Raw genomic sequence first — 25,369 nt, 5'->3', positions numbered from 1 at the left:
CGGCTCCACGACACCAAATGGCTCCCCCTTCAAATTATCCGTGAATCGCCTTACCCGATGCAGTCAAAGACAACTCTCCTAAAATTTCTGCCAGGGTTGGATGCGCATGTATGGTATGGGCTATCTGTCGGGATGTCATCCCATGTCGAATTGCCAAAGTAGCTTCGGCAATCAGATCTGTTGCATGTGGGCCGATCAGGTGGACACCCAGAACCTTCTGTGTATCTTTTTCAACAATCATTTTTGCCATTCCTGCGATTTCATTAATGGCTTGTGCCTTTCCCAGGGCTCTGAAATTCATGATGAACGACTCGACACTAACCCCTTTTTCTATTGCCTCTGCTTCACTTAAACCTACCGTTCCGATTTCCGGCATGGTAAAAATAGCACTTGGAATCACTGAGTAATCCATTATTTCACTGTGACCCATTGCGTTTTCCGCAGCCACAATACCCTCGTGGGAAGCCACATGTGCAAGCATGACTTTTTCAGGCCCCAGGATGTCACCGATGGCATATACGCCGTCAACTGATGTCTCGAGCCTGTTATTGACCTCGACCCACCCCTGGCCTTTTGTTTCAATGCCGATCCTGTCAAGACCAAGATCAGCTGATAATGGCGAGCGGCCAATACAAACAGTCATTTTATTGGCCGCAATAAAATTTGTTTTGATTTTTTTTGGTTTTGGATTATTGGTAAACGCGGATACACCCAGATGAATGATGAGATCATTCTCTTGCTTGTCGCAGGATGTCACGACGGTATCGCAGAGCACATTGATTTTATGTTTCTTCATTTCACGCTGCAAAAGTTTCGATATATCTGCATCCACACTTGGCAGTGGCAACATTCTGGACATGGCCTCCACCACTGTTACCTTGCACCCTAAAGCAGCAAAAATAAAGGCAAACTCACAACCGATCACACCACCGCCGACAATTACCATAGATTCCGGAATGGTATTCAAAGCAAGAATATCATTTGAAGAAAATATGGATTCATGATCAAACGGAAAATCAGGGACATTCAGTGGTTGGGTTCCTGTTGCAATGATCAGTTTATCATATTCAAACAGGGTGTCATCCTGGCCCTGTTTTTCGACGGCAACTAGGCCTGGAGCAACAATTGTGGCCCTGCCCATTTCAACATCAATCATATGTGTTTTGAGCAGGCCGGCAATGGCTTTCCTCTGGGTTGCTATGATCTTGTTTTTACGCGCCATCAATGCCGTCATATTCGCGGTGATAGTACCAGAAATTTCAATACCGAGCTCATTGGCTTTTGATAGTTTCAAAAAAACATCTGCTGAATGCTTCATGATCTTTGATGGGATGCACCCCCAGTTCAAGCAAGTACCACCAAGATGTTCTTTCTCTATTAAGGTAACCTTTCCACCAAGAGCAGCAGCCCTGATTGCCGCTACATATCCGCCAGGGCCGCCGCCAATAATGATTATTTTTTGTTCCAAGGCATTTTCTCCAAACTTTATTGTATGTTACGCATCATAATGTGGTCATCTTTTTTCTTTGTCACTTCTGCGAATAAATCTTGTTTCATTATCAAAACGCTTCAATATTAATTTCGAAGCAGTTTATCATGATTTCGGAAAAATTATATATAGATATTTAATAAATTGAATGGTTAAAAAACAACAATTTGAATGACCAAAAATCTGATATATTTCTGTTTAAATGGCCATGAATAATGGGTGTTGTCAATTTTTTTATTCCACACGTTCCGAGGTCTGGAGTCAGAATTATGTGCCAGGAGATGGCCTTCCCAGCGAAAATATGATGGCATCTGTAATATGACATAAACCGGTTATAATTATGGTACTAAGGGGGGTATTGACATTTTTAAATGGTTCATTTATGGTGCCAAAATTAAATTGAAGGCAGCACGAAACTGTTAACACGTCATCTGGAATGAGCATATACACTAATTAATATTTTATGGATAAAAAAAAAAAAGATAAACATTCCGTCTGGCGGGTGCAGTCCATAGAGCGTGCGATTGATGTATTGGAATGTTTTACCTTTGAAAAACATGAAATGACACTGGCCGAAATCGTATCTCACACCGGTTTCAATATAACAACGGCTAGGCGGCTTATTTACAACCTGGAATCCAGACATCTGCTGCAGCAAGATCCGGAAACAAGAAAATATTCTTTGGGTCTGCGGTTGTTTGAAATGGGTTCCATTGTTTTCACCTCCTTTTCTATCCGTAAAGCAGCAATTATGCCGATTACCAAGCTCCAGAATGAGACAAAAGCCACGACCCTGCTTGGCGTAAAAGAAGAAAACCAGATCATTTACCTGGATAAAAGAGAAGGGGTGGAAATGGTCAAGCTTTCCAGTGAACTAGGCCGGATCAGGCCCATTACATACGGCATGCTGGGTAAAGTCATCACCGCTTATCTTGAACCGGAAGAAATTACCTCTTTGTTGAAAAAAGAACTTAAAAAATATACACCCAATACGATTACAGACAAAAAAATTTTTCGCAAAGAGCTTACCATTGTCCGCAGGCAGGGTTACGCCATAGAAATAGATGAGTTTGTGGAAGGCATTATGGGAATTGCAGCTCCCATAAGAGACCACTCTAATAAGGTTATTGCCGCTGTGGGTGTTGCCCTGCCGGCCAGCAAAAGAAAGGATCATCATGACATAAAAAGAATCTCCAGCCTGTTGGTATCTGCTGGAGAAGAAATCTCCAAAAAAATAGGCTACATCAAGCCCTGATCCTCAAATTCTAGACCGCATCCGTCACATCACCTCCCTTTCTCTGTATAACCCACATATCGGCCTGCCGATACAACGAATAACGAAAATGGTATTATGCCGCCCCCGACGAGCGATGGGATCGGCCCCGGACCGTCGGCGGCCCATTTGCCCTGCCGGTCTAAAGCGCAGGAACTGCGGGCAGGTGTGTCCTCAAGCAGCCTGCGCTTCTTAACGCCCGGCAGGGCAAATGGGCTGATCGCCTTTGGGTCCGAACGGGCCGATCCCATCGCCCGTCGAGGGCTCTGCTGTCGCATTTTCATATAAAAACAACAAGCAATAATTTATCAAAAAAAAACAGGGCCTGTTTTACGTTCAGTAAGATCCGGGCGATTTATTTATTTTTTTTGTTGACACAGCACAGTGGAAAATGTACTCAAGTTCACATAGCGACTCAAATGTTCACATAGTGAACTTTTCAGATTTCTAAAAGGACTTGCTGCCATGAACGAAGACATGAAAAAGACCGTCAATACAATCGAAACAGACATTCTTATTTTAGGTTCAGGTGCAGCTGGCTGTGGTGCAGCCATCGGCGCAAGAGAACACGGCGCAACTGTCACAATGCTCGATAAAGGAAAAATTGAGAGCAGCGGATGTTTGGGCGGAGGGAACGATCATTTTATGGCCGTACTGAACATCGATGGCCCCAATGACACAAAAGAAGCTTTTGTGGATTTCTACAAAGGTCCTACCAGTGGATATACGCCAAAAATGATCGGCAGATGGGTTGATGCCATGCCCGTCATGATAGATGTCCTTGAAAAAATTGGTGTTGAATTTGAAACCAACCCTGATGGTTCCTGGTTAAGGACTGTGGGCTTCGGGCAGCCGGGCGCCTGGTTCATCTGTATCAAAAACGGTCAGTTAATCAAACGCAGGCTTGCCAAAAAAGTACGCTCTCTTGGGGTGGATATCCTGGATTACATCATGGTCACCCGATTGTTAACCAGCAACGGCAGGATAACCGGTGTGACCGGTTTTAACGTCTTAGACGGCACCTTTTGTGTTATCAGGGCCAAAGCCGTTATCATGGCGCTGGGTAACAGCGCAAACCGGGTGACCACAAACTCTACAGGCAACCCCTTTAATACGTGGCACAGTCCTTATAATACCGGCAGTCAGTATGTCCTCGCATATGAAAGCGGGGCCAGATTGGTCAACCTGGATTTAAAACAGCAGGCCACCCTCCTGCCCAAGGGATTCGGCTGTGCCGGCATGAATGGAATCAACAGCGTTGGCGCCCACGAAATCAATGCACTTGGCCAGCGGTTTATGGGCAAATACCATTCTTTGAAAGAAAACGGGCCTCGCAGGAACCAAATATTGGGGACCCACCAGGAAATGATTGAAGGAAAAGGGCCTCCGTTCCATATGGATATGCGCCATTGTGACCCGGAAGAGGTCGCTTATCTTCAATATGTGCTTATGCCTGGAGACAAAGCGACTTTTCTGGATTATGCAGAACAAAAAGGGATAAATTTTCAAAAATATCCCATGGAAGTTGAGCTGTCTGAGATTGAATTAAGCGGAATGCTGGCCACTGACGATAATTTTGAAACCACCGTAAAAGGATTGTATAACGGATGTGTTTTCTACACCTTCTCGGGGTCCATGTGCAGTGGTTATATTGCTGCAAAACAGGCCGCTGAACGAATTGGATCTAAAACACAGCTCATCGATCTTGAACCGGAAAAAATAAAGGCCGAAAAAAACCGGGTGTTCCATCCGATGACGGTTAATGACGGCATCAGCTATGAAAATTTTGAAAGAGCAATACGCCAGGTGATGAGTTATTACATGGGGTTTATAAGAAACCAGGCCGGCATGGAAAATGCCCTGGAAAAACTTGATTTCATTGCAACATATGCCAACCGCCTGCAAGCAGACAATTATCGTGAACTCATGCGTGCAAATGAAGCGGTTCACCTTTTAAAAACATGCCGGCTTTCAACACAATCGACCATGGAACGAAAAGAAAGCGGCCGTGCGCTTTACAGGAGGAGTGACTATCCTGAATTAAATGAGAACTTTAACCGCGTTCTTTCAATCTGGCAGGAAAGCGGCAGCCCCAAACTAGCATGGGTTTAAAAAGGAGACAGACATGCCGCCAAAATTCAGCAGAGAAGTTGATCAGCCGACGATAACAACATCCGGAATGATCCAGCAGAAAAGGACTTCGCCTTGTGAGGCATCTTGTCCGGCAGGAAATCCCATCCAGAAAATACATACCCTTGTGCAGGATAACAAATTTGAGGAAGCATTAACCTATTTAAGATCCAGAAATCCGCTATCCGGTATTACAGGCCGGATTTGTCCTCATTTTTGCCAATACAACTGCAACCGGAACCATTACGATGAAGGCGTTTCAATAAGAGCCATTGAAAAATTCGTGGCCGATCAGGCAGACCGGACCCAGACCCGGATGCCCTTCAGGGGGGAACCAACCGGGAAAACGCTTGCGGTCATTGGCTCAGGGCCTGCAGGAATGACCTGTGCCTATTTTTGTGCCCTGCTCGGACACAAGGTGACGGTATTTGAGTCTTCTCCCATACTCGGCGGGATGCCGCGTATCGGAGTCCCGGATTTCAAGCTTCCAAAAAGTATCGTGGACCGGGAAATCGGGCATATCCTTCAGACGGGTGTGACTGCTGTTACCAATACAACCATTGGTTTGGATATCCCTTTTGCGGACTTAAGAAAAGATTTTGATGCCTGTCTAATCGCTGTGGGCACATGGAAAGAAAAGCGATTGGATATGAACGGAGCAGATCTGGTACAACCCGGCGTATCATTTCTAAAAAAAGTAAACTTCGGATTGATAAAAGAAATTGATGGTATCGTTGCTGTTGCCGGCGGCGGCGGCGTGGCATACGATTGTGCGCTTGCGGCCAGGCGGCTTGGTGCCTCTGATGTTCACATTTTTTGTGTAGAAGATGAACAAAACAGCTGTGCACCTGCTGAAGATGCGGATCTGGCACGTAAAGAAGGCATCACAGTTCACCATTCCTGTGTTATTTCCGGAATAACTGCAAAAAATAGCAGCGTTCATCAGATCGAATATTGCAGCATTTCATTTTTTAACTTTGATGAATGCGGGAGGCTCAGCACCTGTGATTCCTCTTCAGAACTCAAAACCATGGCTGTTGATATGGTGATTTCTGCAATCGGCTTGGAAACCGATTTTACATTTTTAGAACAAAACAGTAATTTAAAATTTACCCCAAAACAGACACTGCTTGTAGATCCAAAGACCCTTCAGACCGATGAAGAGGGTGTTTTCGGGGCCGGAGATGCTGTTACCGGTCCATCTTCGGTTGCCCAGGCTATCGGCAGCGGACGTCAGGCCGCATTATCCATCAATCAATACCTTTCCCAAAAAGATGAAAATACAGCCCAGGAACGAATCGTAATCAAACCGGACAGCACTATAGTAACCCAGGAGATTGAAGATTTGTTTGACTCCCATATCGTTGAATTTAATGAAATTTTAAATGTCGAATACCACGAAAAAAAAGCAAGGGCGCTACCGCTTGATACGCACCTGGCTGGTGGAAACGGGGAAAACATAAATAAAAAGGATACTGTGTCAGAAAGCAAAAGATGCCTGCACTGCGGACATTGCATTTCCTGCGGCACCTGTGTTGAAGACTGTCCGGGATTCGTTTTAGACATGAGGCCGTCAGGACCTTACGTTTTGTATCCTGAAGAGTGCTGGCATTGTGGCTGCTGCAGGATCGCCTGCCCCACCGGGGCAATCTCTTATGAGTTTCCTTTGAACATGATGGTTTAGGAGGAAAATGTTGCTAAGTTTATTGTATTTTTTTTATACGCCCTATCCGATTAAATTGACAGCAGTCACTTTTTCAAATACTTTCTCCTTATGGTTTAACAATAGAGCATTTCACAGGAGTTTAGTTAATATCATTTTAAGCTATTTTTTAAAAAGGATTTTAACCCATGACACTGTCTCTGTTTTTTGCCTGCCTTCCCTATATAGAATGATGCCATTGAAGGATTTGTCTGCACCGGAAACAATGGACGAAGCATTTAAAATTTAGTCTGTTTTTTAATGAATATACTCAAAACTTAAGAAAGGGGGTGAACCATTAAAACTGCTCGGGGTTCCATGTCCCGGGTAAACGAAAGCAGGGCTGGAATTCGTTATTTGGAAATAAAAAATCAGGACAGTTTTACCAAAGATTAATACTTAATCATAAGGAGCAAAACAATGTGTTTAAAAAAGAATTGTGTCAGAAATTTTTTTAAAGGGATGTTCTTGGTTCTTTTGGGTGTGATTTCCTTTTCACTTTTGCTGCCCCCTACCCAGGCTTCAGCAGCAGATAAAAATTACAAAATAACGATTCTCGGTGGTTCTGCCGGCGGGGTATGGTCTGTTATTACAGAAGGTGTTGCGGAAAGTATCCGCCGTGGTATCCCGGATGCCCAGCTAACAACTGAACCGGGTAAGGATGGCCCCAACCAGGTCATGGTCAGCAAAAATGAGGTGCAGTTTGCCATCACCTATGATGCAACTAATTATGCTGCTGTAAACGCAATGAATCCCTATAAAAAAAGTCTCCCTAATCTGAGAACCGCTGCTGTGCTCAATCCAACCGGTGCCTTTCAATTTATTATTGATGAAAAGACAGGCATTACAAGCTTTGGTGACATCGCAAAAAAAAAATATCCCCTGCGCCTTTCCGCCAATAGAAAGGGAACCCTCATGCATCTTTCCGGAGAAACGGTTTTAGAAGCCTATGGCATAACCGTTGATAAATTGAATTCATGGAAAGGAAAAGTATATTATATTCCGTCCAAACAGGCAGTGTCTCTCTGGGACGCCGGACAGCTGGATGCCGCCCAGGAGGTCGCTCAATTTCCCATGAGCCGGTATTTGGAGCACGGCCAGAAACATCAATTGCGGATGCTATCGGTTGACAAGGAAAAACTGGCGGTACTGGGTAAAAAACTTGGTATGAGCCCTATTACGATACCGGCAAAAACCTATTCCTGGCAAAAAGAAGACTGTGTTACCCTGAATACAAAACTCATGCTGCTCACCAGTGCAGATCAAAGCGATAAAATGGTATATGACGTCGTAAAAGCCATATATCAAGGCCTTGACTATCTGCACAAGGTCCATGCCAATTTAAGGGAGCTGACACCTCAGATCATGGCCAATGATGTCATGGTAAAGCTTCATCCCGGTGCTGCCAAATTTTATAAGGAAATCGGAGTCATAAAATAGGATAGGACCCGTTTTTTCCCTTGGGATCTGTTCAAAAAACAGGTCTGGACAGGTCCTGGAAAAAATAAAAGAACAGATTGGGCAGGACAGCAAAGGGCTTTTTTTTAAATTGAGGGGTGTAATGAATACTAAACTTTTTTTTAAGTCAATTTTCTCAGCAGGCAGGCGGCGGGATTTGTCTCCTTTTTTTAAACGGGTTGTGACCGTTTTGGTTTTGGGTTTGGCAGCACTTGAAATCTATGGAGCGCCATTCGGTAAAATTGATTTTTTCCTGCTTCGGGCGATGTTTGTAAGCTTTATCCTTGCCCTGTCCTTTATCTGCTATAATTATTCATCCTGGGATAAATCCAACAAGGTATCTGTGGCCGATATTGTGATGGCTGTCCTGGGATTTTCAGTGGGCGTGTATATTGTTATTAATGGAGACGTCATCATTAATCGCTGGACCGGTGTTGATCCTCTGACGCCGGCTGACATCTTTTTTACGGCAACCCTGGTCCTGCTGGTACTGGAAGTGACCCGGCGGACGGTTGGCCCGGTACTTGTTCTGTTAATTATGGTTTTTGTGGTCTACAATTTTGTGGGCAAATATCTTTCCGGGGGATTCGGGCACCGGGGGATGAACCTGGTGGGGTTCCTGGATCGCATGGTTTATACGTTTGACGGTATTTTCGGTACCCCCATCGGGGTTACCTGCACCTATGTCTATATGTTTGTGCTTTTCGGCCAGGTCTTTAATTTGGCCGGCGGCGGCGATTTTTTCTTTCGTCTCTCCTCTGCCATAGCCGGACGAATGATCGGCGGACCCGCCAAAATGGCTGTTATTGCCAGCGGTCTTTACGGATCAATGAGCGGAAGCCCCACCTCTGATGTGGTCACAACCGGGAGTATCACCATCCCCCTGATGAAACGGCTGGGCTACAGCCCGGTTTTTGCAGGCGCTGTAGAAGCGGCAGCTTCTTCGGGGGCATCCATTTTGCCTCCCATTATGGGAACCGCTGCCTTTCTCATGGTGGATGTCGCCGGCATCCCATACATTGAAATTGCAATGGCCGCAGCCATCCCGGCGCTGATCTATTATGCCGGAATCATGATTCAGGTGCATTACCGGGCGGTGAAAAAGGATCTTCGCCCCATTTCCACGGACGAAAAAATCGAAAAACCCTGGGCGGTTATTAAAGAAAACTTTATCTATTTTATTCCCATCGCTGTTTTGGTCGGACTCATTTCCATCCGGCTGAATCCGACGGTTGTGGGACTGATTACCATCTGCGCGACCATCATTATCAGCTGGTTCAAGCCCGGCTACCGCATGGGGCCAAAAAAGATTTACACGGCCATCCATAACACCGGCGTTCGAATCCTGACAGTATCCAATGCGTCTGCTGCGGCCGGCCTTGTCATTGGCGGGATCATGCTGACAGGTCTGGGGGGCAAATTTACAAGTCTGGTGTTCCAGGCTACCGGCGGCAATAGTTTTTTATGTGTTCTTATGGTCGCAGCGGTCTGTATCGTTCTTGGAATGGGAATGCCCATACCCGCGGCCTATGTTTTAACCGCAACCTTAGCGGTTCCCGCCCTTTTGGAACTGGATTTCCCTTTAATGGCCTCTCACCTGTTTATTGTATATTTTTCAGCCATTTCAGCGATTACTCCACCCGTGGCAGTAGCGGCCTATGCCGGGGCCGGCATTGCCGGGGGAAACCCGAATTCCACGGGATTCCAGGCTATCCGGTTGGCGATGGCGGCCTTTATCGTACCCATAGTCTACATGTACCGTCCGGGACTGATTCTCAACGGCAGTATATTGGACATTATCTGGTCGGTTTTCATAACTGTGGTGGTGGTGGCTGCCATGGCCAGCATACTGGAAGGATATTTCTGGGTACGAATGAAATCAAATATTTTAAAGTTCTGCGTCATATCAGGCTGTGTGGCCATCGTCTGGCCAAATCTATGGGGTGATATACTGGGGCTGATCATCCTTGGACTCCTCTTTTTTAGGCAAATTATTAAGGCCCGTAAAACCAGAAAGGACACCGAAAAAAATGACATATCATCTTTGAAAAAAGAGTCGGTTATTTTTTAGGAGAAATGATGGAAGCATATTATGAACTGATTGAAAAATTATTGACCGCCTGCAGGATTCTTGACCACGAAGGTATCATTGATGAACTGGGACATTTCAGTGTCCGGATCCCTGATACGGATCACGTTTTGATTAATGGTAAAATAAGTCCGGGCCAGGCCTGTGAGAAGGATATCGTCCTTCTGGATCTGGATGGTAATAGGCTTAAGGGTGAACTGGAACCTGCCAAGGAAATACCGCTGCACCTGGCTGTTTACCAAAGATGCCCCAAAGTTGTGGCCGTTGTCCACACCCATTCACCGAATATTGTGGCACTCAGTGCTGCCGGCATCGAACTTCGGGCCATGGAGAATCTTGGTGCAACAGCGTTTGGAGAAAAGGCCCCGATTTTTGAAGAGCCAGGCCTGGTGGATACCTTCGCTATGGGGTACCGAATTGTTGATACCATGGCCGGATCAAATCTGGCTGTATTGAAAGGGCACGGCGACCTGGTGACCGGAGAATCCATTGAAGAAACCTGCATCTCCGCTTTATGGGCCGAGAAAGCCGCTGCGCTTCAATCCCAGGCCATGATGCTGGGTAAGCCGGACTGGTTTTCAAAAGAGGTGGCTCACAAGGTCAGGGACCAGGTCATTGCAGGCAAGGCGTACCAGAGGGCATGGAACTATTTCTCCTGGCGGATCGGTAAAAAATAATTCACATAATTTTTTTAACGGGAAATGCCATTAAAGCGAGGTTGGATGATTCGCAGTATTGATGAAAAAGCGTGTATCGGATGCAAGGTGTGTGCGTTGATCTGCCCGGGTGATGTCATTGTCATGGACAAAACAAACCGTGCGAGGGTTCAGTATCCCGCGGACTGCTGGACCTGTTTCAGTTGTGAGTTGGCCTGCCCGGTAAAAGCCGTTGATGTTCACCCTTTTAGACGACCCAGGCCCATGGCATGGTAGTCCGGTCCGATAAGGAAATAATTCCATGAATAAAAAGTCAAAAATCTGGGAAATGATTAAATCTGATATCCTGATTATCGGCGGCGGATTCGGTGGGCTCTGGGCAGCTGTCAGGGCTGCTGAATGCGGCGCATCCGTGACCCTTGTGGACAAATCCTTTGCCGGAAAATCAGGGCATTCCTATTTTGCCGGCGGCGCCATGGTGGTCCTTCTGCCCGAGGATGACCCGGATAAGGCATTGATGGATATTGTACTGGGAAACGAGTGGCTTGTTGATCAGGATATGGCGTTAAGTGTTCTGCAAGGGTCTTTTCAACGCCTCAAAGACCTGGAGTCCTTTGGTATTCCTTTCAGAAAACAAAAAGGCCGTTACCAGTGGACAAAGGCCAGGGGTACCCAATATCTAAAAAACCTCTGGCCGGAGCATGCGACTGCTGCTGACGAGGTCACCCTTTTGCGCAAAATCGCGTTATCACGGGACGTCAGGATTGTCGATCATGTATATGTGTATGATCTGATCACCTCAATGGACGGCAGTATTGCCGGGGCTGTGGGGATTGGTTCAAAAACAGCTAAAAATGTACTTTTAAAAGCGGACAGCGTTGTTGTCGCCACCAACTCCGGCGGCTTTCGGGGGCATCATCTGGCGTGTGAACTGCAGGGTACAGGGCCTTTTATGGCCTATGATGCAGGCGCAAGGATAAAAAATCCCGAATTTCACTATATCAATATCCGTCCGGCAAAACACGAGATCGAAGGGTCGGGCATCATGCCAGCCATTGGCGTCCGGTGGAAAAACGGTCTGGACGAGCCTTTTATGGAAAAGTACGATCCCGAATTAAAAGACAGGGCCACTGTGATGAAAATCGTTGTATCAGCCACAAAGGAGGCCATGAAGGGCAACGGCCCCATCACAATGGATGTGGAGAGCATGACCGAAGAACAGCGTGAGCGCTTTCGTATTCTGCAGGTCAGCCACGGGTGGATGCCGATCCTTTTTGAAAAATGCAGGCGTGAGGAAGGGTATGACCCCCTTGAAAACAATATCGAGTGGCAGCCTGCCTACGAATCTAACAAGCTTGGAATATGGGCGGATATTGATTGCAAAACACATGTAAAAGGGCTTTATGCCGCTGGAATGGCCAGAACTCTTGGGGTCAACCCGTTTACCGGATGGTCTATTGCCGCCTGCACCTGGTCCGGCTATACTGCTGGTGAAAATGCAGCCTTGAACCGGGAAGCAGCAGGAAACAGATGGCTGGACCAGACGTCTCTGGCTGCTAAACAAACCCTTTTTTTTGCACCCCTGAACAATAAAAACGGATCTGATCCGGATAACGTGGTGTATGAACTTCAAAAAATTCTTTTCCCGGCCGACGTCCTGATCCTGATGAGTGAGAACGGGCTTCAAAATGCCCTCAAGAAGGTCGTTGACCTGCGGGATGAAAAGATGGCGAACTTATCTGCCTGTGATACGAGAACGCTGATCAAAGCAAAAGAAACACAGACGATGGTGTGTGCTGCTGAAATGACGCTTAAGGCCGCTATCATGCGAAAGGAAACCCGCCCCAATATTTTCTACCGCAAGGATATGGAACATGCTGATAACAAAAACTGGCTCAAATGGATACAGGTGACCAAGGGAAACCAGGGGGAGATGAAATTTGCCACACAGGACATTCCTTTTGATCAATACAGATTTAAACCCAATTTTTAGTTTTCGTTTTTTAAAGAACGTCTTCATTTGGTTGTAACCTGGATTCATCTCACAAGCTGGTATTTCCAAGAAAAATGACTGAGAGCCACAAAACCGAGGACCGATGATCCCTGAAATCATACCCAATACCGAAACGCCTGACTACAGCCGCAAGTGGCACGCCATGGCAGCAGTGGGTACCGGTGTTTTTCTGGCTACCGTGGATGGCAGTATCATCAATGTGTCGTTGCCTACACTGGTGCGAGAACTGCATACTGAATTTGCCCTGGTGCAATGGGTGGTGCTGGCTTACCTGCTTACTATCACCAGTACCATGGCCGGTATAGGACGAATTGCCGACATGGTCGGGAGAAAATCCATTTATATGTCAGGATTTATTATCTTTACGCTTGGATCCGCCCTTTGTGGATTTTCTCCATCTGTGAACTGGCTAATCGGGTTCCGCGTGCTACAGGCCATTGGCGCTGCCATGACAATGGCGCTGGGGGCAGCCATCGTTACAGAAGCATTCCCTCCGGCAGAGCGGGGTAAGGCCATGGGTATTATCGGTGCTATCGTTTCCATGGGCATTGTACTGGGACCGGCCCTGGGGGGAGTAATCCTGAGCGTGCTCTCCTGGCGCTGGATTTTCTACGTCAACCTCCCTGTGGGTATCATTGGAACGATCATGGTGAAACGCAACATTCCCGATTTCAAACCCAGCGGCCGTCAGCAGTTTGATATCTGGGGTGCCCTGTCCCTGTGTTCAAGTATCCTGTTCCTGTTGCTTGGATTGACTCTGGGGCAGCAGCAAGGCTTTTTTCAGCCAATGATTTACCTTTTCTTAGGATTATGGTTGATCCTGATGCCGGTTTTTATTTTCATTGAATACAAAGTGGCCCAACCAATGATTGATCCGAAATTGTTCCGTAACGCCATTCTCAGTGTCAACCTGACCACAGGCTTCATCAGTTTTGTTGGTCTGGGAGGCACAATGATAATCCTTCCCTTTTATCTGGAAAATATTCTGGGATTCCCCTCCATGCGGGTAGGACTGCTCATGGGCATCATTCCTGTGATGCTTGGAATTACCTCTCCCCTTGCGGGTACATTATCGGATCGTGTTGGAAGCCGAAAAATTACCATGACCGGTCTGGTGCTTCTGCTTCTTGGATTTTTAGCCGCCAGTACCTTAAATCACCATACGACAATACTGGGATATGCTGTGCGGATATTCTTGGTGGGAACCGGTATTGGTATCTTCCTGTCACCCAATAACAGTGCCATCATGGGTGCTGCTCCCCGTCACCAGCTGGGCATTGTTTCGGGTATGATGGCCCAGTCGCGCACATTGGGGCAAACGGTTGGTGTCGCGGTCATCGGCGCCATTTGGGCGGGTCGGACTATTTTTTATGCCGGGACCGGAACCAGTGGTGGCGCTACTCTGGCACCGATTGATGCGCAAATAGCCGGGTTACATGATGCTTTTGTTACCGCCGCTGCTTTGACCGGTATTGCTTTGCTACTCAATATTCGGGCATTGCTTCTGGAAACTCGACAAGCCGGTAAATAAGCTGTTTTTCTTACACTTTGACGTCTGTAAATAAATTTCAACAAATCAACCGCAATGAAAATATAATTTATTGTGCGAAAATATGCCAAAATATATCAAAAGCGGCGGCCATTGAAGGAATTCGCTTGGGTGACGCTGAATAATGGCATTGACCTGGTAAAAGAGATCCATCATCAGTCTATGACCATGTCATCCCTTGTCCTTTCCATGCACGATGATTCCCCTTTAAAATGACTGACCGACAGGTTGCCTTTTGCATGGGGCATATTTTTGACAGTTTATTTGATGGATGAGAAAAACCCATTGACTTATGTCACTAACTGGTGATATGATTTTGAATCAAATGGTTGATAGTTTAATTTAGGAGAAATAATGCCCAGGAAACCAACATTGAAAATTCGGGATAAACAGATTACAAGCAGACGGTTGGTAAGTGCAGTGGGCAGCCTTCTTGCAAAAAAAGGATTCAAGGGAATCGGTGTAAATGCCATCGCCCGGGAAGCCGGAGTCGATAAGGTTTTGATTTACCGATATTTTGGCGGACTTTCTGGATTGATTGCCACGTTTGGAAAAGAGGGGGATTTCTGGCCGCCAGCTTTAGAACTGGCAGGCGGTGATTTGCAAAGGTATTCCCATCTTTCCCTTGAACAAAGAATGTCTGAGCTGGCCACCAATTTTATCAAGGCACTTCGTAAAAGGCCATTAACCCTGGCGATTATGGCCTGGGAAATGACTGAATCCAATGAATTGACCCGGGAATTGGAAAGGGTCAGAGAACAGAGTATCATGGAGTTTTTTCAATTGTTTTTCATGAAAGATCAAGTCCGGGTTGATCTACAGGCAATTATCATGCTCATGGGTGCAGCTGTCAGTTATCTTGTGGTGCGGTCCAACAATATTGATTTGTACGGTGGATTGAATATTGGATCTGAACAAGGCTGGCAACGCATAGAACAAGCAATTTTGACCATTAGCAGCGCCGTTGTGAAATTTGGGTAAACCATTTTTTTTATTAAAAAAGTCACCATATAGTGACAATATTTATTGGAGAATTGATATGAACAGAAGAAATTTTTTAAAAAAAAGTGTGGCAGCAACCACCCTGGTAATAGGTCCAGGAATGTTTTTGTCAGCATGTGGACGAAATTTACGTTCCGAGTTGATGGGCATTGATCAAATACCAGATGACCACGCCATTGAAACGCTTGGTCCCCATGGATATAAGATATTATATTATGCATCTTTTGCCCCCAGTGGCCACAACAGCCAGCCCTGGTTTGTACGCATAAACACTTCATTGGACTGGGTTGTGGGTTCTGATGCTGATCGCTTCCTAAAAACCGTTGATGGCAGTAATCGGGAGACTTTATTGTCCCTGGGTGCCTTTGTTGAAAACCTTGTCCAGGCGGCAGGGGCCTTTGGCTATGCCGCAAAGACAACGGTGATTGCCAAAGACAGGTTTGATTCAGATGTGGTAAGGGTCCGCCTGTCAAAGTCAACCGCATTGAATATCCCTTTGCACAGAATGGTTGCCAGAAGAACCGTGAAAAGCCATTTGCAGTCAAAAGAACTTAAATCCTCTGATGTAAAGGCGTTTTCAAAATCCGTTGGCGGCCATCTTTTCTATTTCCCAAGGGGAACGGAACATGCAAATTTTATGAATAAAGAGGCTGTGGAAAATTATAGGATTCAGTCGGACAATAAAAAAGCCATGGAAGAATTGGCCGCCTGGATCAGATTCAAAGACAGGGATGCTAAACGGTTTCGAGACGGGCTCACCCCGGAAGCGATGGAAATCACAGGCCTGGCCGGGTGGTATGTCCGCCATTTCATGGATAATAAAGATGTATTGAGCAAATCGTTCAATGATAAGGGATTTCAAAAGATACAAGAACAGGTCACCCAAGGGGCAGGGTGGCTGGTCATAACCAGTGATGGCAATACCGTGAAAGATCTGATTGAAACGGGCAGAAGATTTCAAAGAATGGCATTGACGGCCCGGCAAAAAATGATCGCTATTCATCCCATGACCCAGGCATTGGAAGAAACGCACGGTCAGAAAAATATAAGGGATAATCATGGGCCAGGGGTGATTCCCCAGTTCATGCTCAGGGTCGGGTATTTAAATAAATATCCAGACCCTGTTTCCCTGCGAAGACCCGTGGAATGGTTTGTCAGGGTTTAGAGAACGGTATTTTTTAAGTTCACAAATGGTTTTAAATAGACCGGAGTTAAGCATGGAAAAACAGATTAATTGAAAATATAGGGGAATGATAGGATGGTTTTTATTATAACCTTTGGTATTGCAGGGCTGTGCCATTGACTATTTGTAAAACCCCAGCTTTTTTAATGCTTCCATGGTTTGTTTTCCAGCTGCAGGATCTTTATAGGGCAGCAGATCTTCCCATTTTTCATTGGGAAGATTTTTGTTTTCTTTTAACGCGTTTTCTAACGCCTTCCTGGATTTTTCTTTCATTCCCCTGGCATCATAGGCCGTTGCCAGCAGCAGATAAGAGGGCCAGAAATCCGGGGCCTTTTCCACGGCTTTTTCCAGGGTTACAATGGCCTGGTCATAATCCTGTATTAGAAAATAGGCATGTCCCAGGCCATACATATACCAGACAGGATGTTTGGGATCCAGCCGCATTGCTTTTTTCAAGAGGAGAATTCCCTGCTCAGGCTGGTTTGAATGGGTCAGTAACTCGCCATAAGATGCCTGCCACTCCGGGTTATTCGGATCAAGGGCGATGGCTTTTTTTATTTCTTCAATACCGGCATCATGCTGTTTGGTCCACAGATAATAATGGGACAGGATACTATAGCCGGATGGTTCATCGGGATTGATTTTAATTGCTTTTTTAGCCCATTCAAAGACTTTGGTTAAAATTGCCGGATCCTTGTCCGGTCCGAAAACCCATTGGGTAAAAAATGTTTTCCCCATGGCTGCATATGCCTTGGCAAAATTAGGATCCAGGTCAATGGCCTTTTGCAGCTGCACCCGGCCCTGGGCCAATTTATCAAGATCCATTGTGCTGCATAATCCATTGGCCTTCAGATAATAATCATAGGCTTGAAGATTATTTGTATCCTTCATACTGATCCGTTTTTTGTCATCACTGGTCATCTGGACTGCCAGAGCTGAGACGATTTTTTCACGCACCTCGTCCTGCAGGGAGAAAATATCTTTTAAATCACGGTCATACCGTTCAGCCCAGAGATGACCTTCCGTTTTTGAATCAATGAGTTGAGCCGTAATGCGGACACTTTCCCCCACCTTTCTGACACTGCCTTCCAGAACATATTTTACGCCCAGGTCATGGCCGATTTCATCAATCTTTACCGGTTTGTTTTTATAGAAAAATACAGAATTGCGGGCGATCACAAAAAGTCCTGAGACCTTGGATAAATCCGTGATCAAATCTTCAGTAAATCCATCGGAAAAGTATTCCTGCTCTTTGTCTCCACTCATATTAACAAAGGGTAATACGGCAATGGACGGTTTGTCAGGGATTTTCAGGCTCATCAAAGTCTGTTTGATGATTTTTCGGTGTTTACCCGAATTAAAAGGGGTGTTTTCCTTAAACTGGAGACTGGCCCCAACCATGAGAAAGACAAAAATAAACCCTGCAATAATACGTTTTCTGCGCTTGTATTTTGGATCATCTTTAATGCATTTGTATTTGAGTATTCCTGCCGATTCCGGATCAGTCAGAACCCTGTATACCAGCACGGGCTCGGAAATATTTTTCAACTTTTGGGTGCCTGAAAATTCATACCCAAAAGGCAATTTGTTTTTGACCTGATCATAGGCAGATCCGGAAATACAGATACCACGACTTGCAGCTAGTCCTTCAAGCCTGGCGGCAATATTTATTCCATCTCCATAAATTCTTTCATCATCCTCGATAATATCTCCAAGGTTGATACCCACTCTGAATTCCATTTTTCGATCATCCGGAAGATCCTTATTATGCGCTGCCAATGCCGTCTGAATTTCTACGGCACAGGCCACAGCATCCGTAACGCTTGAAAATTCGGCCAGGATATTGTCACCGGGAGAATCAACAACCCGGCCATAGTGATCAGAAATTTTTTGGAAAAGCAATTCTCGACAGGCTTTAATGGATTTTATGGTTTCAATCTCATTATTCCCCATGAGCCGGCTGTAATCTTTGACATCAGCTGAAAAAATGGCGGCAAGTTTGCGTTTTATTTTCCGGTCATCCATATTGGATTCCTTTTAAAAAATTCACTCATATAAAGCCAATGTCATGGCCCCGGAGCCGTCATATGCCTTATCCCACAAAAGGATTCAATAAAAATATCCGGGATATTTATTTTTAAAAATTTCTTTTTTTACAGGGTCCATTTTATTTTCTTTTGAATGTTCATCCAATACGGTATTCACTACCATAAAGCAGCCGGCGAATCAATAAAAGGGGCTCCGGGAATTTCTTTGTGTTTGCTGGTTGGACTGCAACCTGACGGTAAAATCAAGATCTTTGAGCGGTTAAAAGACCTGCCGTCAACTGAACAGATAGACAGTCGTGAAAGGATCACTTTTTACTGGAACCGTGAAACCAAAAACAGAACCGCACCATTTTATCCAAGCGAAAATATGGACGAAGATATGTCAGCTGTTTCCGTAACGCTGCGGATTGGACTGCAGGTATTCATCGGTACTTAATGGTTCCATTTTTTAGAGAACAAATCAAGGGCCCTTTGTAGGTGATTTGCCTACAAGGGGTTGCGTTTTTTCCATACACCATAATGGTTTTTTCACTGATTTACCTCCTTTCTTATATTCTTTATATTCGACGCATCAGTTTAAGCCGTTGAATCGAAATCTTTCAGCAAATCATTGCTGCATGGGACGTTCTATTTTGGTGCTGATTAAAAACTCCCGGGAGTGAAATGCCGCACGATCCTGAAAATGGTTCAAGAAAGCTTTTTTTAAAAACCCGCAACCAAGGAGGTCGCATGACAACAAAAATAATTACCCCAACCCCCAGTGCATATCATTATCCGCTGCTGATTAAAAACATTTTAAATACACCGCTGATCTATTCTCCCAACCAGGAAATCGTCTATAGGGATGTGCTTCGGTATTCGTATGCCACATTTGGTAAAAGGGTTAAAAAGCTGGCCAACATGCTTGAATCGCTGGGGGTTAAACCCGGGGATACCGTTGCTGTCATGGACTGGGATTCCCACCGATACCTGGAATGCTTTTTTGCCGTTCCCATGATGGGGGCGGTCCTGCACACCATCAATATCCGCCTGACATCTGAACAACTGATCTATACCATCAATCATGCGGAAGATGATGTTATCCTTGTAAACGAAGATTTTGTGCCCCTTCTGGCATCCGTGAAAGATCAATTTAAAACCGTAAAACAGGTAGTCCTGCTGGCAGACAAGCCCAGTCCGCCGGAATCCGGTCTTGATTTTGTCGGAGAATATGAAGCCCTTGTATCCGGAGCAGCGGATGTGTATGATTTTCCTGATTTTGATGAAAACACCATGGCCACCACCTTTTACACCACCGGCACCACGGGTCTGCCCAAGGGGGTATTTTTCAGCCACCGCCAGATTGTGCTTCACACCTATGGCGCCATGTCAGGTCTTTGTGCCTATCAATCCCAGGCCAATATCACTTCTTCCGATGTGTACATGCCCATGACCCCCATGTTCCATGTCCATGCCTGGGGCATGCCTTATCTCATGACCCTGCTGGGAGCCAAGCAGGTTTACCCGGGCAGATATGAGCCGGAAATGCTGCTCAAACTCATTGTCAGTGAAAAAGTGACCTATTCCCATTGCGTGCCCACCATCATGAATATGCTGGTCACAAGCCCGGCCATCAACCATCTGGATCTTAAGGGTTGGAAAGTCATTATCGGCGGGTCCGCCCTGTCCAAAGGGCTATGTAAAGAAGCGATGAAACATGGGATCAATCTATATACCGGATATGGCATGTCGGAAACCTGCCCCCTGCTTACCCTGGCAAATATCAAACCCCATATGATGGAATGGACCGTAGACGAACAAATTGACATTCGTTGTAAAACCGGTCTTCCGGTTCCCAATGTCCAGCTTGAAATTGTTGATATGGCCGGAAATCCCCTGGCCCATGACGGAAAAACGCCTGGAGAGGTTGTGGCAAGGGCCCCCTGGCTCTCCCAGGGGTATGTCAAGGATGCGGTAAAAAGTGAAGAACTCTGGGAAAATGGCTGGCTCCATACCGGGGATATTGGGGTTATGGATGGTGAAGGGTATTTGAGAATCACAGACCGCTTAAAAGATGTCATCAAAACCGGTGGAGAATGGATTTCCTCCCTTGAACTTGAAGATATCATCAGTCAGCATGACGCTGTAAATGAAGTGGCCGTGGTGGGTATCGCAGATGAAAAGTGGGGGGAACGTCCCCTGGCAATGGTGATGCTGAAGGATGGATTCCAGGACAAGGTTACAGCATCGGATATCCGGGAGTTCTGCATGACCTTTGTGGAAAAAGGTGTTATTCCCAAATATGGGGTTCCATCCCAAATTGTCATGGACGCGGTGATTCCTAAAACCAGTGTGGGTAAAATCAGTAAAAAAGATATTCGGGCCCAGTACGATCATTAATCGGATGATGATTGCCGGGGTGGATCAACCCTTTCAGGTTTCCTGTTATTGAGATCCTCTCCGGCCACCACCAGGCTTGGCCTTGAACAAAAATATGATCCAGTTCTCTTTGACCGGGATGATCAGTGGTTTTTTCCACGAGCATGGCCTTATATCCATGTTCGCGTGACGGATCATCTGAATAGGTCAGGGTCTTGCCGGCAATCCAACCGGGCAACTTAATTCACATTTTCTGCAATACTTGACACAATACTTAAAGGGTTGATCACCGTTCGGTGTTTTTATATGACTTTTTTCAAATTCTTCAATCAACTGACGAATTTCCTGTTGGTTTTTATCATGCGCCGGTATCATCATGGCAGCTTCGTCAATATCTTTATCCATTTTTATATTGCAGCTAACCCGATCATATGTACCATTGATGCCAGGTAATATCGATTGCCCCAAATCCTTGGCCGAATAAACGGTGGTTTGAAAAGCGTTTGCCGGACATGCTTTACGGCAGGGCTGCCCGCAGTTTTCGCACGGATTGAATTCAAGGGGACCGGTTGAGGTTGCTTTTTTGTTCAACAATAGAGCCCTGAAGCGGATACGGGGGCCATATTCGGGCGTAATCACAAGGTTGTTTTTTCCTATATATCCCAAACCGGCAATCACGGCAGCATCTTTTAAAAAGATGCCGCCTTTTTCTACAAAATATGGCAGATTATAGGTTTTGACAGGAAATGTATTCTCAATCCATTCGGACAATGTATTGTTTGTTTTTATCAGGATACGGTTGCCTGGTGTTCCTTTGCCGTCCCACCAGTCAAGATGCGCTTCCTCGGCTTTGTGTTCAATCCCGATCACCACTGCTGAAACGGCATCCGCTGGCCAAAATACATTGGCAATGTTGAGATCCTCTTTCGTATCAGCAAAATGCTCATTTAGATTCATCCCAATTTTAGGATACAGTTTGTGGGAAGGTGAATTTTTCAAAGATTCAATGCTGGCAACCCCTGCCAGGGATGCGCCCAGGGATTTTGCTTTATCTATAATCTTGCGAGTCAATTCCGAACTTGAAAGCATATTCAATTTTTTTGACCTTTCATATGACATATCTTGGCATTCGTACAGGCCAAATATAGCCGGCGCGATTGTTAACATTTTCATAACAATTGTCAATCCGGCGTTTGATCATTTGTCTAAGTAAAAAACAGGATCATGTACAATGCTTTCCCATCTGGGCATTGGATTTATCCGACGGAAGGCATATCAATGTTTATTCATAATGTAAAGGGATTGAAAAATCAATTTACATCTGAATCTGAGCAAGGTTCTTGAAAAAATAAACGGTGAGAGTTGACACTCATGGTTTTATGGTCAACAATGTTTTCAGGCGGACTAATAATAGCAATTTCTGAGCCTCGTCAACAGGGAGTAAAAATGAAAACGGGTAAAAGATTAAGCCGTGAACTATTGCTTAGCTGTCTGGATTTTGGGAAAGCGCTGACTTCAGAGCTGGATCCGAATCGGCTTTTGGAACGGATCATGGAAAAAATTTCCAAACTCTTCCCTTCCGAAACCTGGTCGCTTCTGATCTTAGATGAAGCCACCGAATCATTGCGCTTTGAGTTGAGCATTGATCTCGATCTTGAACTGGTGAAAGATGTCCGGCTGGCTCTCGGCCAGGGTGCGGCCGGCCACTGTGCCCTAAAACAGGAACTGCTCGTTCTGGAGGATGTCAGGGACTACGATTTTTTTCATGGCAAAGTGGACGAGTTGTCCGGTTATCGCACAAAATCCCTGGTTTGCGTACCCATCGTATTTGCCGGACGTACACTGGGCGTTCTGGAAATGGTCAATCCCAGGTCACTGGATGAGATGAGCCTTGAATTGCTGACCATGGTTTCAGACTATCTGGCCATCGGTATGGAGAATACCCGCCGTTACAGAAAGATGCGGGATATGGCCATCCGGGACAGCTTGACCGGACTTTACAACCAGCGCTATCTCTATCATTCCCTGGAGGACCTCGTCCAGAAATTTAATGCCGGGAAGGGCTGTTTTTCCCTTATTTTCATGGACATCGATAATTTCAAGACGGTTGTCGATACGGAAGGGCACTTAAATGGCAGCCGGGCCCTGCGGGAAGTAGCCCAAAAGATCCGGGGGGGTATTGGTGATGATGCCTTTGCCGTGGCATATGGCGGGGATGAGTTCGTGGTGGTGCTGCCGGATACTGATAATTTTCACGCCGTCGAAACCGCACGAAAGATTCGAGAATCCATCAAAGCCACCACGTTTCTGACCCGCTGGGACCGCAATATTCGGGTAACCGCCAGTTTCGGTGTAGCAACCTTTCCCGATCATGCAGGTGATGTCAAAGAGTTGCTTGCCTTGGCCGACCAGGCGATGTTCCGGGTGAAAAATACCGGAAAGGATCGGGTCGGAATTACAGCATGATCTTCGTGGGTCAGGGGAAACTGAATCACCACGCCTTGAGAACTGCGTGCGCCATGCTCTTTTACCACGTTGCTGAGCACCTGATAAAGACGATCCTCAATATTTGCAACGGCAAGGCTGCCCACACGGCTTGTCAGCGAGGAAATTCTTTCACTGAAACAAGGCGCAGAGTATGAACCATAAATACCGAATCAGTAATTCTTTTCTACCAGCATGGCCTTATATTCATATTTTGGAAGCGTGCCGGGTTTGACAAGGGTCACATCAGAAGAGAAGATCAACTTTTCCCTGAGCAGGGTTTCGATCTTGGATTTTAATGCCTCAAGGTCTTTTACCTTCTCCCCATGTTCTGCCTTTATTTTTAATGGTGGTTTTACAGCGGGTAACGGGGCATCCACACGGATAAGGATTTCTCCTGTGGTATCTGGTGAAAGGCTGCTTATAACGTCCCGGATGGCTGAAGGATAAACATTTACACCTGAAATTATCATCATGTCATCGGTTCTTCCGATACATTTAATGCAGAAACCTGTCCGCCCGCAGGCACAATTTGTATGGATTACTTTAACATGATCCCGTGATCTGAAACGGATTAACGGCTGGCATTCCCTGTTCAGAGAGGTGTAGACCAACTCTCCTTTAATGCCTTTTTTAATATCCAGTACGTCTCCTGTGTCAGGGTTTACGATTTCCACATGGCAGGTATCGGCACCCAAAAAATGCATTCCGTTTTTATATTCACATTCACCCCACATAAGCCCCATGATATCCCCGTTCCCCATGGTTTCCCGGACGACGGCACCAAACCCCTCTTCCACCTGTTTCCTCAATTCAGGGATGCTGCCCCCAGGCTCGCCGCCTACCATAAATCCCTTGATTCCAAGTGTCCGGGTGTCGACGCCTTTTTTTTCGCAGTAGTCCATGAGATAAAAGGGAAATGAGGCGGTTGAAAGAATAAAGTTGGCACCCAGGTTCCGGATCGCCCCCAGCAGCCGATCCGTTGCCCCGACACCAACAGGGACAAGGGTTGAACCAAGATTTTCAATGGCTTCTCCATAGGATGCCGCAATAAAAAATGTGCCAATGGGCAGCGGGACAATATGTTCGGGCCTCATACCGCATGTCCACATGGCCCTGTTTGCCGATTCGCGCCATAAAAGCCTGTCATTCCGGGTAAGACCGATATAGGTGGGAACGCCGGTTGTACCGCTGGTGGAATACACTCGAATGACATTCTCAATCCCTGTGGATGCATGACGTCCCAGGGGTTTTTGTGTTGCAAGACTGTCTCGAAGTTCCTGCTTTACCGTAAATGGAAGTTTTTTCAAGTCACCAATACTTTTTACATCCTTGATATCAAAATTGGCGACTGAAAATTTATCCCGGTAAAAGGCAGAGTTTTTTCCAACATATGCCAGCTGTTTCCGTAAAGCTGCGGATTGGACTGCATGGAATTCATCGGCACTTAATGTTTCCATCTTTTCATTCCAGCACCTTTGTGTTTTTTTCATAACCTTCCTCCTTTTTATCCATTGTTTTAGTGTTGATTTTTCACGGAAAAAAGATAGGGACAAGCTTCCTTACCAGGAGGGTTATACAACGATCTTCATTTCAGAACTGAATCATAAGGCGGTTCAACGTGATATCGAATACTATACAAAAAGAGAGTTGGAATATCAAATAAAAAATCTTTCGATTTCATCGTTATCCATGTAATGGAAAGAGCAGAGCTATTTTTATTCTATAGCCATTCCTTTATCGATAACGGCCCACCGACCTATCCGGTAATCTTGTATATAAACACACAGATGAACCGGTAAATATCCAGGGCAATCGCATGTAACTTTTTATGAATATCCCATACCCGTTCAGACCAGATTACCTTTCCTTCGCTGGATGGGCTATGTTGACAGGCTCTATGCCGGGCTACACTTGTGGCGGAAAAACTCGGT

General features: G+C 45.8%; 18 protein-coding genes. 14 read left to right on the top strand and 4 right to left on the bottom strand.

Annotated elements, in window-relative coordinates:
- Positions 1-34: 34 nt before the first annotated feature.
- On the bottom strand, positions 35-1,468 hold the full coding sequence (lpdA, locus tag Q1Q15_RS13155; RefSeq protein ID WP_300460618.1) for a dihydrolipoyl dehydrogenase: 1,434 nt from the start codon (positions 1,466-1,468) through the stop codon (positions 35-37).
- A gap of 484 nt (positions 1,469-1,952) precedes the next feature.
- Between lpdA and Q1Q15_RS13150 the strand changes: the two genes are divergently transcribed.
- The 11 genes from Q1Q15_RS13150 to Q1Q15_RS13100 all read left to right on the top strand — a co-directional run bounded on the left by Q1Q15_RS13150 (position 1,953) and on the right by Q1Q15_RS13100 (position 16,527).
- On the top strand, positions 1,953-2,744 hold the full coding sequence (locus tag Q1Q15_RS13150) for an IclR family transcriptional regulator (protein ID WP_300460616.1): 792 nt from the start codon (positions 1,953-1,955) through the stop codon (positions 2,742-2,744).
- Between the two features lie 483 nt (positions 2,745-3,227).
- Positions 3,228-4,874 (top strand): FAD-binding protein, encoded by a 1,647-nt coding sequence (locus Q1Q15_RS13145; protein WP_300460614.1) that lies wholly within the window; start codon positions 3,228-3,230, stop codon positions 4,872-4,874.
- Between the two features lie 13 nt (positions 4,875-4,887).
- Positions 4,888-6,576, top strand: a complete 1,689-nt coding sequence (locus Q1Q15_RS13140; protein WP_300460611.1) for an FAD-dependent oxidoreductase — start codon at positions 4,888-4,890, stop codon at positions 6,574-6,576.
- A gap of 438 nt (positions 6,577-7,014) precedes the next feature.
- Positions 7,015-8,034, top strand: a complete 1,020-nt coding sequence (locus tag Q1Q15_RS13135; protein WP_300460609.1) for a TAXI family TRAP transporter solute-binding subunit — start codon at positions 7,015-7,017, stop codon at positions 8,032-8,034.
- A 121-nt stretch (positions 8,035-8,155) separates the two neighbouring features.
- On the top strand, positions 8,156-10,123 hold the full coding sequence (locus Q1Q15_RS13130; RefSeq protein ID WP_300460606.1) for a TRAP transporter fused permease subunit: 1,968 nt from the start codon (positions 8,156-8,158) through the stop codon (positions 10,121-10,123).
- A gap of 5 nt (positions 10,124-10,128) precedes the next feature.
- Positions 10,129-10,818 (top strand): class II aldolase/adducin family protein, encoded by a 690-nt coding sequence (locus tag Q1Q15_RS13125; protein ID WP_300460604.1) that lies wholly within the window; start codon positions 10,129-10,131, stop codon positions 10,816-10,818.
- A 45-nt stretch (positions 10,819-10,863) separates the two neighbouring features.
- Positions 10,864-11,073: a ferredoxin family protein gene (locus Q1Q15_RS13120; RefSeq protein ID WP_300460602.1), complete on the top strand. Its 210-nt coding sequence runs from the start codon at positions 10,864-10,866 to the stop codon at positions 11,071-11,073.
- A gap of 25 nt (positions 11,074-11,098) precedes the next feature.
- Positions 11,099-12,790 (top strand): FAD-binding protein, encoded by a 1,692-nt coding sequence (locus tag Q1Q15_RS13115; protein ID WP_300460599.1) that lies wholly within the window; start codon positions 11,099-11,101, stop codon positions 12,788-12,790.
- A 103-nt stretch (positions 12,791-12,893) separates the two neighbouring features.
- Positions 12,894-14,342, top strand: a complete 1,449-nt coding sequence (locus tag Q1Q15_RS13110) for an MFS transporter (RefSeq protein WP_300460598.1) — start codon at positions 12,894-12,896, stop codon at positions 14,340-14,342.
- 372 nt (positions 14,343-14,714) lie between these two features.
- The gene (locus Q1Q15_RS13105) at positions 14,715-15,341 is read left to right on the top strand and encodes a TetR/AcrR family transcriptional regulator (RefSeq protein WP_300460595.1); all 627 of its coding nucleotides are present in this window, start codon (positions 14,715-14,717) and stop codon (positions 15,339-15,341) included.
- Positions 15,342-15,399: 58 nt separating this feature from the next.
- On the top strand, positions 15,400-16,527 hold the full coding sequence (locus Q1Q15_RS13100; RefSeq protein ID WP_300460592.1) for a hypothetical protein: 1,128 nt from the start codon (positions 15,400-15,402) through the stop codon (positions 16,525-16,527).
- Between the two features lie 138 nt (positions 16,528-16,665).
- Here Q1Q15_RS13100 and Q1Q15_RS13095 read toward each other — a convergent pair whose 3' ends face one another.
- Positions 16,666-18,570 (bottom strand): tetratricopeptide repeat protein, encoded by a 1,905-nt coding sequence (locus Q1Q15_RS13095; protein ID WP_300460590.1) that lies wholly within the window; start codon positions 18,568-18,570, stop codon positions 16,666-16,668.
- A 234-nt stretch (positions 18,571-18,804) separates the two neighbouring features.
- On the opposite strand from Q1Q15_RS13095, the gene Q1Q15_RS13090 reads away from it, so the two are divergent.
- Together Q1Q15_RS13090 and Q1Q15_RS13085 are read left to right on the top strand one after the other, a co-directional pair.
- Positions 18,805-19,029 (top strand): hypothetical protein, encoded by a 225-nt coding sequence (locus Q1Q15_RS13090; protein ID WP_300460588.1) that lies wholly within the window; start codon positions 18,805-18,807, stop codon positions 19,027-19,029.
- Between the two features lie 293 nt (positions 19,030-19,322).
- Positions 19,323-20,972 (top strand): fatty acid--CoA ligase, encoded by a 1,650-nt coding sequence (locus Q1Q15_RS13085; protein WP_300460585.1) that lies wholly within the window; start codon positions 19,323-19,325, stop codon positions 20,970-20,972.
- Between the two features lie 186 nt (positions 20,973-21,158).
- Here the strand turns inward: Q1Q15_RS13085 and Q1Q15_RS13080 are convergent, their stop codons facing one another.
- On the bottom strand, positions 21,159-22,046 hold the full coding sequence (locus Q1Q15_RS13080; protein WP_300460582.1) for an epoxyqueuosine reductase: 888 nt from the start codon (positions 22,044-22,046) through the stop codon (positions 21,159-21,161).
- A gap of 351 nt (positions 22,047-22,397) precedes the next feature.
- Between Q1Q15_RS13080 and Q1Q15_RS13075 the strand changes: the two genes are divergently transcribed.
- Positions 22,398-23,417 carry a sensor domain-containing diguanylate cyclase gene (locus Q1Q15_RS13075; protein ID WP_300460580.1) on the top strand — a complete coding sequence of 340 codons (1,020 nt, stop codon included), beginning with the start codon at positions 22,398-22,400 and terminating at the stop codon, positions 23,415-23,417.
- Between the two features lie 191 nt (positions 23,418-23,608).
- Here the strand turns inward: Q1Q15_RS13075 and Q1Q15_RS13070 are convergent, their stop codons facing one another.
- Complete coding sequence (locus tag Q1Q15_RS13070; RefSeq protein ID WP_300460577.1) at positions 23,609-24,928, bottom strand: hypothetical protein; 1,320 nt, start codon at positions 24,926-24,928, stop codon at positions 23,609-23,611.
- Between the last annotated feature and the right edge of the window lie 441 nt (positions 24,929-25,369).

It is taken from the genome of Desulfobacula sp. (assembly GCF_030145145.1).
Classification (GTDB): domain Bacteria; phylum Desulfobacterota; class Desulfobacteria; order Desulfobacterales; family Desulfobacteraceae; genus Desulfobacula.
Note: the sequence above shows the minus strand (reverse complement) of the source record. Positions and strands in the feature narration are given on the sequence as shown.

Bases quoted from the DNA above. Each gene is read 5' to 3' on its own strand.
- Q1Q15_RS13150 (WP_300460616.1), top strand. From the start codon at position 1,953: ATGGATAAAAAAAAAAAAGATAAACATTCCGTCTGGCGGGTGCAGTCC.
- Q1Q15_RS13145 (WP_300460614.1), top strand. From the start codon at position 3,228: ATGAACGAAGACATGAAAAAGACCGTCAATACAATCGAAACAGACATT.
- Q1Q15_RS13140 (WP_300460611.1), top strand. From the start codon at position 4,888: ATGCCGCCAAAATTCAGCAGAGAAGTTGATCAGCCGACGATAACAACA.
- Q1Q15_RS13135 (WP_300460609.1), top strand. From the start codon at position 7,015: ATGTGTTTAAAAAAGAATTGTGTCAGAAATTTTTTTAAAGGGATGTTC.
- Q1Q15_RS13130 (WP_300460606.1), top strand. From the start codon at position 8,156: ATGAATACTAAACTTTTTTTTAAGTCAATTTTCTCAGCAGGCAGGCGG.
- Q1Q15_RS13125 (WP_300460604.1), top strand. From the start codon at position 10,129: ATGATGGAAGCATATTATGAACTGATTGAAAAATTATTGACCGCCTGC.
- Q1Q15_RS13120 (WP_300460602.1), top strand. From the start codon at position 10,864: ATGATTCGCAGTATTGATGAAAAAGCGTGTATCGGATGCAAGGTGTGT.
- Q1Q15_RS13115 (WP_300460599.1), top strand. From the start codon at position 11,099: ATGAATAAAAAGTCAAAAATCTGGGAAATGATTAAATCTGATATCCTG.
- Q1Q15_RS13110 (WP_300460598.1), top strand. From the start codon at position 12,894: ATGATCCCTGAAATCATACCCAATACCGAAACGCCTGACTACAGCCGC.
- Q1Q15_RS13105 (WP_300460595.1), top strand. From the start codon at position 14,715: ATGCCCAGGAAACCAACATTGAAAATTCGGGATAAACAGATTACAAGC.
- Q1Q15_RS13100 (WP_300460592.1), top strand. From the start codon at position 15,400: ATGAACAGAAGAAATTTTTTAAAAAAAAGTGTGGCAGCAACCACCCTG.
- Q1Q15_RS13095 (WP_300460590.1), bottom strand. From the start codon at position 18,570: ATGGATGACCGGAAAATAAAACGCAAACTTGCCGCCATTTTTTCAGCT.
- Q1Q15_RS13085 (WP_300460585.1), top strand. From the start codon at position 19,323: ATGACAACAAAAATAATTACCCCAACCCCCAGTGCATATCATTATCCG.
- Q1Q15_RS13075 (WP_300460580.1), top strand. From the start codon at position 22,398: ATGAAAACGGGTAAAAGATTAAGCCGTGAACTATTGCTTAGCTGTCTG.
- Q1Q15_RS13070 (WP_300460577.1), bottom strand. From the start codon at position 24,928: ATGAAAAAAACACAAAGGTGCTGGAATGAAAAGATGGAAACATTAAGT.